15 protein-coding genes are annotated in these 12,936 nt (G+C 53.9%); 9 read left to right on the top strand and 6 right to left on the bottom strand.

Annotation, left to right across the window (positions count from 1 at the left end):
- The first annotated feature begins 16 nt into the window (after window positions 1–16).
- On the top strand, window positions 17–934 hold the full coding sequence (gene argB, locus L1I42_RS03240) for an acetylglutamate kinase (RefSeq protein WP_236113066.1): 918 nt from the start codon (window positions 17–19) through the stop codon (window positions 932–934).
- Complete coding sequence (locus tag L1I42_RS03235) at window positions 934–1,623, top strand: pyrimidine 5'-nucleotidase (RefSeq protein WP_236113065.1); 690 nt, start codon at window positions 934–936, stop codon at window positions 1,621–1,623. The genes argB and L1I42_RS03235 overlap by 1 nt, the downstream gene beginning before the upstream one ends.
- Here L1I42_RS03235 and L1I42_RS03230 read toward each other — a convergent pair.
- The gene (locus L1I42_RS03230) at window positions 1,620–2,300 is read right to left on the bottom strand and encodes a helix-turn-helix transcriptional regulator (RefSeq protein ID WP_236113064.1); all 681 of its coding nucleotides are present in this window, start codon (window positions 2,298–2,300) and stop codon (window positions 1,620–1,622) included. The genes L1I42_RS03235 and L1I42_RS03230 overlap by 4 nt on opposite strands.
- A gap of 89 nt (window positions 2,301–2,389) precedes the next feature.
- Between L1I42_RS03230 and L1I42_RS03225 the strand changes: the two genes are divergently transcribed.
- On the top strand, window positions 2,390–2,686 hold the full coding sequence (locus L1I42_RS03225; RefSeq protein WP_236113063.1) for an antibiotic biosynthesis monooxygenase family protein: 297 nt from the start codon (window positions 2,390–2,392) through the stop codon (window positions 2,684–2,686).
- 34 nt (window positions 2,687–2,720) lie between these two features.
- On the opposite strand, the gene L1I42_RS03220 is transcribed toward L1I42_RS03225, so the two are convergent.
- A complete protein-coding gene (locus L1I42_RS03220; protein ID WP_236113062.1) occupies window positions 2,721–3,596 on the bottom strand; it encodes an LOG family protein in 876 nt (291 codons plus the stop codon).
- Between the two features lie 173 nt (window positions 3,597–3,769).
- Here L1I42_RS03220 and dapD point away from each other — a divergent pair, with 173 nt between their 5' ends.
- From dapD to L1I42_RS03205, 3 genes are read left to right on the top strand one after another with little or no spacing between them, the layout of a single operon-like run.
- On the top strand, window positions 3,770–4,618 hold the full coding sequence (dapD, locus tag L1I42_RS03215) for a 2,3,4,5-tetrahydropyridine-2,6-dicarboxylate N-succinyltransferase (RefSeq protein WP_236113061.1): 849 nt from the start codon (window positions 3,770–3,772) through the stop codon (window positions 4,616–4,618).
- Window positions 4,619–5,779: a succinyl-diaminopimelate desuccinylase gene (dapE, locus tag L1I42_RS03210; RefSeq protein ID WP_236113060.1), complete on the top strand. Its 1,161-nt coding sequence runs from the start codon at window positions 4,619–4,621 to the stop codon at window positions 5,777–5,779.
- 1 nt (window position 5,780) lies between these two features.
- Window positions 5,781–6,380, top strand: coding sequence for a hypothetical protein (locus tag L1I42_RS03205; RefSeq protein ID WP_236113059.1), 600 nt, complete (start codon window positions 5,781–5,783; stop codon window positions 6,378–6,380).
- Here the strand turns inward: L1I42_RS03205 and truA are convergent.
- The 3 genes from truA to def are packed head-to-tail and all read right to left on the bottom strand — an operon-like array spanning window position 6,369 to window position 8,564.
- Entirely contained in the window at window positions 6,369–7,121 is a 753-nt protein-coding gene (truA, locus tag L1I42_RS03200) for a tRNA pseudouridine(38-40) synthase TruA (protein WP_236113058.1), read from the bottom strand. The two genes, L1I42_RS03205 and truA, sit on opposite strands and share 12 nt — an antisense overlap.
- Window positions 7,121–8,047, bottom strand: a complete 927-nt coding sequence (fmt, locus tag L1I42_RS03195) for a methionyl-tRNA formyltransferase (RefSeq protein ID WP_236113057.1) — start codon at window positions 8,045–8,047, stop codon at window positions 7,121–7,123. The genes truA and fmt overlap by 1 nt, the downstream gene beginning before the upstream one ends.
- A 1-nt stretch (window position 8,048) precedes the next feature.
- Window positions 8,049–8,564, bottom strand: coding sequence for a peptide deformylase (gene def / locus L1I42_RS03190; protein ID WP_236113056.1), 516 nt, complete (start codon window positions 8,562–8,564; stop codon window positions 8,049–8,051).
- Between the two features lie 176 nt (window positions 8,565–8,740).
- Between def and L1I42_RS03185 the strand changes: the two genes are divergently transcribed.
- The 3 genes from L1I42_RS03185 to L1I42_RS03175 all read left to right on the top strand — a co-directional run bounded on the left by L1I42_RS03185 (window position 8,741) and on the right by L1I42_RS03175 (window position 11,814).
- Entirely contained in the window at window positions 8,741–9,892 is a 1,152-nt protein-coding gene (locus L1I42_RS03185; RefSeq protein ID WP_236113055.1) for a DNA recombination protein RmuC, read from the top strand.
- A gap of 6 nt (window positions 9,893–9,898) precedes the next feature.
- Window positions 9,899–10,963, top strand: coding sequence for a hypothetical protein (locus L1I42_RS03180; protein WP_236113054.1), 1,065 nt, complete (start codon window positions 9,899–9,901; stop codon window positions 10,961–10,963).
- Window positions 10,964–11,331: 368 nt separating this feature from the next.
- The gene (locus L1I42_RS03175) at window positions 11,332–11,814 is read left to right on the top strand and encodes a pyridoxamine 5'-phosphate oxidase family protein (protein ID WP_236113053.1); all 483 of its coding nucleotides are present in this window, start codon (window positions 11,332–11,334) and stop codon (window positions 11,812–11,814) included.
- A 71-nt stretch (window positions 11,815–11,885) separates the two neighbouring features.
- Here the strand turns inward: L1I42_RS03175 and L1I42_RS03170 are convergent, their stop codons facing one another.
- A complete protein-coding gene (locus L1I42_RS03170) occupies window positions 11,886–12,908 on the bottom strand; it encodes an AraC family transcriptional regulator (protein ID WP_236113052.1) in 1,023 nt (340 codons plus the stop codon).
- Between the last annotated feature and the right edge of the window lie 28 nt (window positions 12,909–12,936).

Below are 12,936 nucleotides of genomic sequence, written 5' to 3'. Positions count from 1 at the left end.
GGAAACGCCAAAATTCATGACGCGCGAAACTAGACCTGACAAAACAGAAGAAGCTGCCATTCTCGCCCAGGCTCTGCCCTATATGCTGCGCTATGATGATCGCGTGGTGGTGGTAAAATATGGCGGCCATGCCATGGGTGATGATCAACTGGCCCGGGCCTTTGCGCGCGATATTGTGTTGCTGCGTCAGTCCGGTGTACACCCGATTGTGGTGCATGGGGGCGGGCCGCAGATCGGCAAGATGCTGGAGCGGCTGAACATTCAATCTGAATTCAAAGATGGCTTGCGGGTGACCGACCAAGCAACTGTGGATGTGGTGGAAATGGTGCTGGCTGGTGCCATCAACAAGCAGATCGTGACGGCCATCACACAAGAAGGCGGACGCGCCATCGGTCTTTGTGGCAAGGATGCCAACATGGTCACCGCCAAAAAACTGCGCCGGACCAAAATGGATCCGGACAGCAATATTGAGCGCATTGTTGATCTGGGTTTTGTAGGTGAGCCCAGCGAGGTGAAGCCGGAAATTTTGCACCGCTTGATCTCCGAAGAGATCATCCCCGTGATCGCCCCAATTGCCGCAGGTGAAAAGGGCGACACCTTCAACATCAATGCGGATACATTTGCCGGCGCTATCGCCTCGGCTATGGACGCAAAGCGCTTCTTGCTGCTGACCGATGTTGAGGGGGTTTTGGGCGCTGATGGCGAACTGATCACCGATATGGATGTGGATGATGCCCGCAAACTGATCGAGGATGGTGTGGCCAAGGGCGGGATGATCCCGAAATTGGAAACGGCCATTTCTGCTGCGGAGAATGGTGTGGAAGCGGTGGTGATTGTGAATGGCAAAACCGAACATGCGGTGCTATTGGAGTTGTTTACCGAGCATGGTGCCGGTAGCCTGATTCACAAGAACAAAGATGAGGCCGCTCTTTAATGCCCCTTTCGCATGTCGACTGCTGGATTTTTGATCTCGACAACACACTTTACCCGCGCACATGCCGCCTGTTTGATCAGGTCGACAAGCTGATTACCGCCTATGTGGTGGACGTGACGGGTTATGAATGGGCCGACGCGCGCAAGCTGCAAAAAGAGTTTTTCGCTGAATATGGCACCACCTTGAATGGGCTAATGGCCACCCGCAATGTGGACCCGCACCATTATTTGGAAAGGGTGCATGATATTGATTATACGCCGGTGGCCCCTAACCCCGGTTTGATGGATGCCATTCGCGCCCTGCCCGGCCGTAAGATTATCTTCACCAATGCCGATCGTGGCCACGCTCAAAATGTGCTGAAGCGTTTGGGCGGTGAAGATGTGTTTGAAGATATTTTCGATATTATCCAGGCCGAATTTGAGCCCAAGCCGCATAATCCTTCTTATGCGCGGTTTATGGACGCCCATGCGGTGGCCCCACAAAATGCGGCCTTCTTTGAGGATATGGAAGTCAATCTGAAGGTGCCGCACAGCTTGGGCATGCGCACCGTTCATGTGGTGCCTGGGGCCGATTTTGATGGCAGCGAACTGGAGCCCTTCGAATTGGAACGTAAAGACGATGAAGAGCATATTCATCATGTCACTGACAACCTGGGCGCTTTTTTGAGCCCTTTCGCCCGCACCGCTTAGCAGTTAAATCTTTTGAGATAGGTTTGCAGTGTTTGATGGGGCGCGAGGTTGAATTTCTCGCGTTCCAGATGCATCTGCTCAAATCGGTCCATACGAAAGTCGCGGAAGTCCTCCCGCGCGGTGCACCAGGCGGTCATCAGCCAGATCGGGCCAAAATTGGCAAGCGCCAGCGGATAGAGTTGGCGTTCGGTCACCTTGTCGTCCAGCGCCTTGTACGTGACCTGTAGAATACGTTTTTCATCAATTGCCCTGCGGGCCAACCGCAGTTCCCTTTGCGGCATGTTCATGCCTTGCGGCGGCACGACCATCAGATGTGGGCTATCCAATTTGTCTTGATGGCTTTGCGGCACCGCATCGCGGATTTTGGCGAGCGCTTCCTTAGCGGCGGCGGACATGTCTTTGTCGGCAATCAGGGCTAAGGTTTTCGCGCCCAAGGCCAGTGCTTCCAACTGCTCGAAGGTGAAGCTGAGGGGCGGCAGGTCAAATTCATCGCTCAGCATAAAGCCAACGCCAGGCTCTGACTCGATGGGCGCGCCCGAGCCAATCAAATGCGCCATATCGCGATAGACGGAACGTTTAGAAATCTCAAGTTTATCCGCAACCTGCTGTGCGGTGAGCGCGCCATTGGCAGTGCGCATGATCTGGATGATGCGAAAGAGACGTTCGGCGCGGCGCATAAAATTTGGTTTCACCTCAACATTGTGGCCATAAGGGTGGCAACAAGGGGATGCTAAATCGCTTTCCATCAACTGGAAAGGAAAAACAAATGTCACACGTTTTTGAACTGGTCAGCTTCACTGTAAAGAACGGAGATAATGCGCTCGCTAAGCGGCGCGAGGCAATGGAACACGCCAAGAAGCTAAAGGGCTTTGTGCGCTACCACGCGTTGGTGAACACGGAAGACAATAAACATTTTGCCGATTTGGTGGAATGGGCCAGCCTGGAAGATGCACAAGCTGCAGCAGAAAAAGTCATGACGTTACCCGCCTTCCAAGGCATGATGGCAGAAATTGACAGTGTTGAAAGCATGAAGCACTTCAACATCGACAAGATTGCTGAATAACGGGAAAGCCCGGCTAAGGCCGGGCTTTTTTTCTTTATTCAACCCGATCGCAGCCTTCATCCGTGATCTGCGGCAAATTGTAGAACTCGCGCACAATGCACCACGCTTCCTCTGCCGTGTCGACGGTATCAAACAGATCGAGATCGCCGGGCGAGATGGTCCCCTCTTCTGCCAAGGCTTCCAGATTGATGACGCGGGACCAGAACTCCTTGCCAAACAGCAGCACCGGCACACGCTCCATGCGGCCAGTTTGAATCAAGGTGAGCGCTTCAAAAAATTCATCCATCGTGCCAAAGCCACCGGGGAACACAGCGATCACCCGCGCGCGCAGCAGAAAGTGGATTTTGCGTGTGGCGAAATAGTGAAAGTTGAAGCACAGATCTGGCGTGACATAAGTGTTGGGCGCCTGTTCATGGGGCAAGACGATGTTGAGCCCGATATTGGGCGCGCCCACTTCCACGGCGCCTTTGCTGCCCGCTTCCATTACGCCGGGGCCGCCGCCGGTGACGACGACATATTCTTTATAATCCAACGTTTCGGATGTGAGCGAAGCCAGCCGCGCAAATTTGCGGGCTTCCTCATAATATTTTGAGTTCTTCTCCAAATTCTTCTTCTGGATGTCATTCTTTGCGGCCCAGGCTTCCGCCCCTGGCGCGGGCAAGCGCGCGCCACCAAACAACACAACCGTGGAGTTGATCCCCCGCTCGGTGAGCCATAATTCCGGTTTCAGAATTTCGAGCTGCAAACGTATGGGCCGCGTTTCTTCGGCGGTCATAAATTCTTCGTCTGAGAAGGCCAGCTTATAGGCAGCAGATTCGGTTTGCAGCGTGCGCGGCACCCGGCGTGCGACGTTGATATCTTCCTCAGATGTGCGAAGCGACGTGTGGTGCTGTCTGCGACGTCTAGCCATAAATTTCCCCTTTAAGGTGCATCGGTCTGTTTTATCTTTGCGCCTGAAGCGTTAAAGATGTTTTGGCTTGATTACGATTTTGCGACCATAGCGCGAAAAAGCGAGGTTGACAGGTGTCCCTTGCACGCTAATGTCGCGCCAAAGATATTGCCCACCGTCAAGGAGACCCGCACATGGATCGCACCGAACTGGCTCAAACCATTGATACCGCATTTGATAAACGCGACGAGATCACTTTTGCAACACAAGGTGTTGTGCGTGACGCTGTGAATGAAGCGCTTGAGCTGATGGACCAAGGCGAAGCCCGCGTGGCCGAGCAGAATGATCAGGGCGAATGGGTGGTCAATCAGTGGCTTAAAAAAGCTGTACTCCTATCGTTCCGCTTGAACGACATGGAAGTGATTGAGGGCGGCCCAGGTGGTGCCACATGGTGGGACAAAGTGCCCTCCAAATTTGCAGGATGGGGCGACAACAGGTTTCGCGATGCGGGCTTCCGCGCGGTACCGGGCGCGATTGTGCGCAAGTCTGCCCATATCGGCAAAAATGTGGTTTTGATGCCCTCTTTCGTCAATCTGGGCGCTTATGTTGATGATGGCTGCATGGTGGACACATGGGCCACTGTTGGCTCTTGCGCCCAAATCGGCAAGGGTGTGCACCTTTCAGGCGGCGTGGGCATTGGCGGCGTGTTGGAGCCGTTGCAGGCCGGCCCGGTGATTATTGAAGATGAATGCTTTATCGGCGCTCGGTCTGAGATTGTGGAAGGCGTGCGCGTGGGCAAAGGCTCCGTAATCTCCATGGGCGTCTATATTGGCCAATCCACCAAAATTGTGAACCGTGAAACCGGCGAAATTCATATGGGCGAAGTGCCGCCCTATTCTGTGGTGGTGTCCGGCTCTATGCCAGGCAAACCTTTCCCCGACGGCACGCCAGGCCCAAGCCTTTATTGCGCTGTGATTGTGAAGCAGGTGGACGAGAAAACCCGCTCCAAAACTTCTGTCAACGATTTGTTGCGGGAGGCGTAAGTGAGCCAGGCACTCGACCTTTTACGGGATTTGATCCGCTGCAAATCGGTGACCCCGGCCAATGATGGTGCGTTGGAACGTGTAAAAGAGTTTCTGACGCCATTGGGTTTTGAGTGCCAAATTCTCACATTTGAGGGCGATGGCTCTTATCCGGTGAAAAATCTGTTTGCCACCCGCAACCGAGGCGGACGGCATTTGCTGTTTGCCGGGCATACTGATGTGGTGCCAGTTGGCGACGAAGCCGCGTGGACCCACGATCCCTTTAGCGCCGAAGAGGTGGATGGCGAAATGTGGGGCCGGGGCGCGGTAGATATGAAAAGCGGCGTGGCCGCCTTTTGCGCCGCCCTGCCCGAACTTGTCGAAAGCGGCGAAGTGGATAAAGGCACGATTTCGCTGCTGATCACCGGCGATGAGGAAAGCGACGCGGTGAACGGCACCGTCAAGGCGCTGCAATGGGCAAAAGAGCAAGGCCATCAGTTTGACTTTGGGCTGGTGGGCGAACCCTCCAGCGCCGAGGAATTTGGCGATGTGGTGAAGATTGGCCGGCGTGGGTCGCTAAGCTTCACCATCACCGTGACCGGCGCGCAGGGTCATGTGGCCTATCCGCATAAGGCGAATAACCCGCTGCCCGTGCTGGCGAAAATCGCCGCTCAAGTGTCGGACGAACCGTTGGATGAGGGCAATGAGAATTTTCAGGCCAGCAATCTGGAACTGACCACGATTGATGTGGGCAACAAGGCGGGCAATGTGATCCCGGCCCGAGGCTCTTTGCAGGGCAATATACGGTTCAATGATTTGTGGGACGCCTTTAAGCTGGAATATTGGCTGGGGCAGCAAATTTTGAAAGTGCCTGCCAATGGATGCGATGTGGAGTTGAAAATACACCACCCCGTGTCACGGTCTTTTGTGTCGAATGACTCGGCAGATGTTGATTTGCTTATTGAAACAGTCACCAAGCACGCCAATATAACGCCTATCCGCTCAACTGGCGGCGGCACATCTGACGCCCGGTTTATTGCCGATTATTGCCCCGTGGCCGAATTTGGCCTGGTGGGCAAAGGCATGCACCAGGTCGACGAACGTGTGCCGATGGCCATGGTAGAGCGCCTTCAAGGCGTGTACACTGATTATGTACGCGCATTTTTAGAGCAAAAGAGCTGATATGAACAACCGTCCCTATCTGGAAGAAATGGTCGATGCCGCTCGGGGTATCTTTTCGCTAATTCGCGGTGAAACGGGCAAACTGGGCTATTTCAATTTCAGCCAGGCTGGACTGGTGGGTAGCTTTATTGCGGTCTTTATCGGCTTGATTTTGCAGGAATTATTCGCTGGCCCCGGCCCTGAAGGCTTGCAGGTGCCCGCTTGGGCCAATCTGCTAAGCTATACGATCCTTTATGCCACCCCCTATTTGGTGGCCTATGCGTTTTTGGGCATTATCGGTGAGCGCGAACGCATATTGGGCTATATGGTAGTCAACAATTGGGCGAGCTTTTTCTTCACCCTGATTATTGTTGCCATCTTTGTGTTCCAATTGTTGGCCACTGTCGGCTACTTCTTAATTGTTATCCTGACCCTCATCATATTCTGGCGCACGGCACGGGTGATTTTGGGCTTTAGCGTGCCGCAAACCATCATCTTTTTTGTCGCAACGATTATGGCGGTCCTGATGGCAGCGATGATCACGGTGAACATTATGTTCTCGGCGGCAGGTATTGATCCGGCAGCTTTCATCGATGCCCAGCAGCAAGGCTCAGGCGTCTAGCGGCGGATAGTCCACCCCGATCAGATAGAGCCCGTCGGGCGGCGACACAGGGCCACAGGCCGAGCGATCTGCCGCATCGAGCGCTGCGCGGAATTCTGCGGGCGTCCAACGGTGACGTCCAACTTCGACCAAAGAGCCCACCATGGAGCGCACTTGATTGTGCAAAAAGCTGCGGGCCGAGGCGAAAATATGGATCATGTCACCGCGCTGCTCCACATCCAGCCTGTCCAGCGTGCGGATGGGTGAGTTGGCCTGGCAGATTGAGGCGCGGAAGGTGGTGAAATCGTGTTGCCCCAAAATAAGCTGCGCCGCTTCGTGCATTTTTTCCGCATCCAGCGGGTGTGGCACATGCCAGACGCGGTTGCGCATAATGGCCGGTCGGGCTTTGCGGTTGAGAATGATAAATTCATAATGCCGCGCCAGCGCCGAAAACCGCGCTTCAAATGTCTCTGGCACCGCTTCATACGCGGTGATGACAATGGGATGCGGCTTGAGATGATGGTTCATCGCCTCGGAAATGCGATAGGGGTCCCACTCTTTGGAGAGATCGAGATGGATCACCTGCCCCGTGGCGTGGACGCCAGAATCTGTGCGGCCGGCGGCCTGTACTTTCACCCGCTCACCGGAGAATTTTTCGATCGCATTTTCCACCGCGTCCTGCACGCCCCTGCCATCGCGCTGGGATTGCCAGCCATGATAGGGCGTGCCGAAATATTCAACCGTGAGCTTATAGCGGGGCACTAGCGCGCCACCTTGCCTTTAAGTGAGCCGGGGCCGCGCAGGAAGGTTTTCACATCCATCGCGCCCTTGCCTTCACGTTGCACGGTGAGTGGCAAAATAGCGCCCTCGCCGCACGCGATGCGCATATCATCATCCAGCACCGTGCCGGGTGTGCCCTGGCCTTCGGTCAGACTGGATTTGATGATTTTGATGCGCACGGGCTTGTCATTGATCTCGATTTCAAACCACGCACCGGGAAAGGGCGACAGGCCGCGAATTTGGTTGTGGACCATTTCGGCAGGCTGGGTCCAATCGATCCGTGCTTCCTTTTTGTCTATCTTTTTGGCGTAGGTCACGCCCTCGCTGGCTTGCGGGGTGAAATCAAGGCTATCGCGCTCCAACGCCGAGAGCGCGCGGCCCATCATATCGGCCCCACGCACCATCATTTCATCGTGAAGTTCGCCTGCGGTCATGTTGGAGGAGATCGGGATTTCGTCGATCAGGCCGACATCGCCTGTGTCCAAGCCCTCATCCATTTGCATCACCATCATGCCGGTTTGCTTGTCGCCCGCCATGATCGCTCGCTGGATGGGCGCAGCGCCACGCCAGCGGGGCAGCAATGAGGCGTGGAGATTGAGGCAACCCTTAGCAGGCGCATCCAAAATCGCTTTGGGCAGCAGCAAGCCATAGGCCACCACGACGGCCACATCCGCGTCCAGCGCTTCAAAGGCTTCCACATCGGCAGGGTCTTTAAAATTAAGCGGCGTGCGCACTTCAATCCCGAAGCCTTCGGCCAGTTCATGCACCGGCGATTTCCGATCTTTTTTGCCGCGGCCTGCCGGGCGGGGCGGCTGGGTATAAACCGCCACCACATCATGGCCGCGCCCGATAATTTCGCTCAAGGTCGGCACGGCAATCTCCGGCGTGCCCATAAAAATGACCCGCATATTAGCCTGCCTTGCGTTTCGCGATTTTCTGGAATTTCTTGGTCACCCGCTCGCGCTTCAGCCGCGACAGATAATCGATAAACAATTTGCCATCCAGATGATCGATTTCGTGCTGCACGATGGTAGACAATAGCTCTTCGGCTTCCAACTCTTGCGGGTTGCCCTCTTCATCCAGATATTTCACACGCACTTTCACCGGGCGTTCCACATCCTCATAATATTCGGGAATGGACAGGCACCCTTCCTGATAGGTCCATGTGTCTTCGGAAGACCAGGTAATTTCCGGATTGATCATGGCGATGGGATTTGGCTCTTCCTCTTCTTTAGAGGGGTCCATCACGATCACCCGATGCAGCTCGCCAATTTGTGGCGCGGCCAAGCCCACGCCCGGCGCGTCATACATGGTGTCGAACATATCTTTGATCAGCGTTTTGATCTCGTCATTCACCGTGTCGACCGGCGCGGCGACCTTGCGCAAAACATCGTTCGGGATATGTAAAATGGGGCGGATGGTCATGGTCTAATTCTCTTGGTTCAGGTTTGGCTGCTTGGATAGGCCGATTAGCTGTTCGGGTCAAGAAATTCGGCACATTGCGGCCCTGCTCTTTTCACATATAAGCAGGCAAAGCCCCGCCTTAAAGCCATCCGCGCTTTATCGCGGCAAGGGCACACGAATCACGATATGTTCTTTTTATGAATGATGTTCTTTTTAATGCCTTTGGGCATGATTTCACAGCGTTGGAGCTGATCCTTGCGGGGGTTGGCTTATTGTTGGTGTTGGCGGTTGCGGCGCTGGTGGGCAGCTGGCGCGCCAGCCAGAAACGCGCGGTTGAGGCGGCGCGCATTGCCGAGCGCAATCAGGAAATGGAACGGCATCTGGCCGATCTGATGCGGGTGCAAAGCGAGATGACCGGGCGCATGCACACCATGTCAGAAATTTTTGGTAGCCGCACTTCGGATTTGGCCAAGGCTTTGACCGATCGGATTGACAGCGCCAGCCATCGCATGGGCCAAACGGTGAATGAATCCCGCACCAAGACCGAGGAAAGCCTCTCCAAATTGAATGAACGGCTGGCAGTGATTGATCGGGCGCAAGCCAATATTTCCGAGCTGTCGAACGAGATGGTGTCCTTGCGCGATATTCTGGCCAACAAGCAATCGCGCGGGGCGTTTGGCCAAGGGCGGATGGAAGCGATTATTTCCGATGGCTTGCCCTCCAGCTCCTTCCAGTTTCAAGCCACCCTTTCCAACAATTCGCGGCCCGATTGTTTGGTGCTGATGCCCAACAAGGCGCCCGATTTGGTGGTGGACGCAAAGTTTCCGCTGGAAAGCTGGCAGCGGATTAATGACGCGCAAGATGCGGTGGAACTGAAAGGCGCAATGACCCAGTTCCGCACCGACATGACCAAACATATAAAGGATATTTCGGAAAAATATCTGATTGCCGGGGAAACACAGGACACCGCCTTTATGTTTGTGCCCTCAGAGGCCATTTTTGCGGATATTCACGAGAAATTCGATGATCTGGTGCAAAAAGCTTTGCGGATGCGGGTGGTGATTGTGTCGCCCTCGCTTTTGATGCTGTCCATCCAGGTGATCCAGGCGCTGCTGCGCGACGTGAAAATGCGCGAACAGGCGCATATTATCCAACAGGAAGTCACCAATCTACTGGCCGATGTGGGCCGATTGTCTGACCGGGTGCACAAGCTGCAAAATCACTTCCAACAGGCCAACCGCGATGTGGAACAGATTTTGATTTCCACCGGCAAAGTCACCAAACGCGGCGAGCGGATTGAACAGCTTGAGTTTGAGGAACCGAAGGGAATGATTGAGGGGGATGGGTAGAGCGTATTGAAAACCAATCCTTCAGCATATCTTTTTGGTACTGATGGGAGCATCTCTGATCATTCAGGGAACTCGATCTTGTTTTCACTAGATCAGTTTGAGACCAAGATATGCAAAAAGGGGCATTGTTTTGTTTGCGGACAAGCACCAAATTCAAACTTCAACAATGAACATGTAATTCCTCGATGGCTGCAGCGGCTTTGTGGTTTGCAAAAAGAGACCCTAACTCTTCCAACAGGGAGCCACATAAAATACGGCACCTACAAAATATCGTGCTGCGGGTCGTGCAACTCACGCCTCGGAAACTATTACGAGAATCCAATCAGCAATATTTTATCTGGAGGTTTCGAAAAAACAAGAGATTATCTAATGTCGGAAGGCAAAGAAAAGCTGTGTTGTTGGCTTTCGCTTGTTTTCACAAAAGTGCATTTGAGGGACTTCAAGAATCGAATTTCTCCCGATTTGAGGGAAGATCACGAGGTAATTGGAGATAAACATTCACTAGGGGAACTCCATCATATTCACGCGTTGGCAAGAGCGGGCCTTTTCGGAATTAGCATTGATACTAAGATCTTCGGCTCGATAACGATTGTGCGGATTGATTATTCTGGTGAACCTACATTTGACTATTGCGACAACCTCTTGGGTCGCGGCATTCTGCTTAGAGTCAATGATCTCGCAATTATACATACATTTGATGATTGTGGCGCTGTAAGCTCAATGTTGGAACACCAGTTGGCTGCGTTAAACTCACCTTTATCTAAACTTCAACTTAGGGAGTTATATGCTAGACACTTGGCGGCAAATGCTCATATCAAGGAACGTCCCGAGTTCCTTACTAGAATCGACCCAACGAATGCCGAACCAATTATCTCTGCCAATATCCCTGAAGAACTGACGACGTACCCCTATAGTCCCACCATTTTCGGTCACTTCTTGGCGGGCTCTATTGGAAATCATGCAAGTTCCATAAGCATTGACGGTCAAACAGGCGGCGACGCGCTGGAACTAATCGAAACAGGTCATGTTTCATTTTTATTTGACGAGGATGGCAAATTTATTGCCCCATAATTCATTTCACCGTCGCGCTTGTTGAAGTTTCCGGGGGGTGAGACACCAATTCTTCTGCTCTTCGCGTTCGCAAATGGACCCCAAGATCAAGTCTTGGGGTGACGGCGGTGTGTGTTGATCGGCATGAGAAACCATATTGGCGCGCTCGGGCAGTGTCGTGTCATCTTATGTCTCGATCGCTTGCGTTTTGCCTCAGTGCATCACCCCACCCCAGCCCTCCCCGTCAAGGGGAGGGAGTTTGGTCGTGCCTTATGTCATCTGCCATTAGATAGAGCAACGAACACGTAACACGGCGTTTCTTCGACATTTGCTTAGGGAACCATCGCCCATTCCCGCACGTTTCCCTCCCACTGAAAGGAGTGCTAGATATGACTGATTTTAAAAAGGAATTTTGGAAACGTCTCTCTAATGTCAAATCTGGTCTGTTGGACGTGGACGGACGTTTGTTTCCGATGACGCCCAACCTGACGCCGGATGATGACGGGGCGATCTGGTTTATTACCTCGAAAGGCACAGATGCGGCCGATGCGGCGGAAGCGGGGAAAACCATTCGCTTTGCGCTTTCCGACAATAGTGCTGGTCTGCACGGCTATGTGAACGGGAAAGTTTCCACATCGCCCAACCAGGAAAAGCTGGAAGAAATCTGGAGCGTTGTGGCGTCTGCATGGTTTGAGGACGGCAAATATGATCCTGATCTGGTGTTGGTCAAGTTTGAGCCGCAGGATGGTGAGATCTGGTTGAGCACGGATAGCGGTGCTGTCTTCCTGTTCGAAACCATCAAGGCCAATTTGACCCATCATGAGCCGGATGTGGGCCAACGCGCCACGTTGGACTTTAAAAAGGCCGCATAAGTCTAACGAAAAAGCATTCAACTGTGCCGCCGGTGCTTTTGCATCTGGCGGCACATTTTTTGTGCACGCGACTACACCATCTCAGAGCTTTGACGGAACGCCCGGGGGCTTTGGCCCGTCCAGCGCTTGAAGGCACGGGAGAAGGCCGCTACATCTGAGAACCCAAGCAGATAGGCGATATCACCCACGCTGAGCTTTTGGCTTTTCAAATGCGACATGGCCATGGTGTGGCGCAGCTCTTCCAGCACGTCGCGATAGGATGCGTTCTCCTCTTTCAAGCGACGAAAGAGCGTTTGACGACTCATGCCCAACTGGGCGGCGATTTGGTCTGCCCCCGGATTGCCCAAATGTAAAAGCGGCAGAAGCGCCTGCTCCACTTGGCCGCGCACGCTTTTTTGTGTCGTTAACTTTGCCAAAAGCTGGTCGGCCCGTTCGGCCAGCAATTTGGACATATAGGCTGGGCTTTGCGCAACGGGCCAAGCGGCGACCTCCGGGTGCAGCTCCATTGCGTTCCACTTAGCTTCAAAATGTACGGGGCACTGGAATATGCGGGCATATTCATCCCTGTAAGACGGGGCCGGATGTGTGAAGTCCACCGACAGGATATGGGGTGAATCAAGAAATTGGCGTGGCCCGCACGTCAGCCGCGCAAAGGCATTTTCCACCAGTTCCGGTACATTTTGTGCGGGAGCCGCCCGATAAACCATGTAGAGGCGCCCGTCCTGCTGGGTCAGTTCAAAATGTGGGCTGCCCGCTGGATCATTGATCTCCATGGCCAGCCGCCCATAGCGCTGCAATTGCTGAAACGCAACGCCCTTCGTGGAGGCGGCATTCATGATCAGGCCGACGATTGAAAGCTCCGCCATGTCCACATCTTCGCCCCAATGCAGCGCGAGGGCCGGATCGTTCGTTCCCTCTTGCGCCTGATGCAAAAGGGCAAGATATGTGTGCAGTGGCACCCGCGCGTCCGGGTCAGTCAGATCATGATCGCCGAGGCTGGACTTGGCCTGCAAATCCTCCGCATCTGCCCCGCGCGACAATGCATAGGCCAACAAGCCTGCGGCTAAACCGGCGGACACGGTGGAGAGGGCCAATATTTTTCTCCTGTTACAAAGGATCAAG

This window comes from Maritalea mediterranea (assembly GCF_021568695.1).
GTDB lineage: Bacteria > Pseudomonadota > Alphaproteobacteria > Rhizobiales > Devosiaceae > Maritalea > Maritalea mediterranea.
Note: the sequence above shows the minus strand (reverse complement) of the source record. Positions and strands in the feature narration are given on the sequence as shown.

Bases quoted from the DNA above. Each gene is read 5' to 3' on its own strand.
- L1I42_RS03225 (WP_236113063.1), top strand. From the start codon at position 2,390: ATGTCACACGTTTTTGAACTGGTCAGCTTCACTGTAAAGAACGGAGAT.
- L1I42_RS03235 (WP_236113065.1), top strand. From the start codon at position 934: ATGCCCCTTTCGCATGTCGACTGCTGGATTTTTGATCTCGACAACACA.
- L1I42_RS03185 (WP_236113055.1), top strand. From the start codon at position 8,741: ATGAATGATGTTCTTTTTAATGCCTTTGGGCATGATTTCACAGCGTTG.
- dapD (WP_236113061.1), top strand. From the start codon at position 3,770: ATGGATCGCACCGAACTGGCTCAAACCATTGATACCGCATTTGATAAA.
- fmt (WP_236113057.1), bottom strand. From the start codon at position 8,047: ATGCGGGTCATTTTTATGGGCACGCCGGAGATTGCCGTGCCGACCTTG.
- L1I42_RS03230 (WP_236113064.1), bottom strand. From the start codon at position 2,300: ATGCGCCGCGCCGAACGTCTCTTTCGCATCATCCAGATCATGCGCACT.
- argB (WP_236113066.1), top strand. From the start codon at position 17: ATGACGCGCGAAACTAGACCTGACAAAACAGAAGAAGCTGCCATTCTC.
- L1I42_RS03220 (WP_236113062.1), bottom strand. From the start codon at position 3,596: ATGGCTAGACGTCGCAGACAGCACCACACGTCGCTTCGCACATCTGAG.
- def (WP_236113056.1), bottom strand. From the start codon at position 8,564: ATGACCATCCGCCCCATTTTACATATCCCGAACGATGTTTTGCGCAAG.
- L1I42_RS03175 (WP_236113053.1), top strand. From the start codon at position 11,332: ATGACTGATTTTAAAAAGGAATTTTGGAAACGTCTCTCTAATGTCAAA.
- L1I42_RS03205 (WP_236113059.1), top strand. From the start codon at position 5,781: ATGAACAACCGTCCCTATCTGGAAGAAATGGTCGATGCCGCTCGGGGT.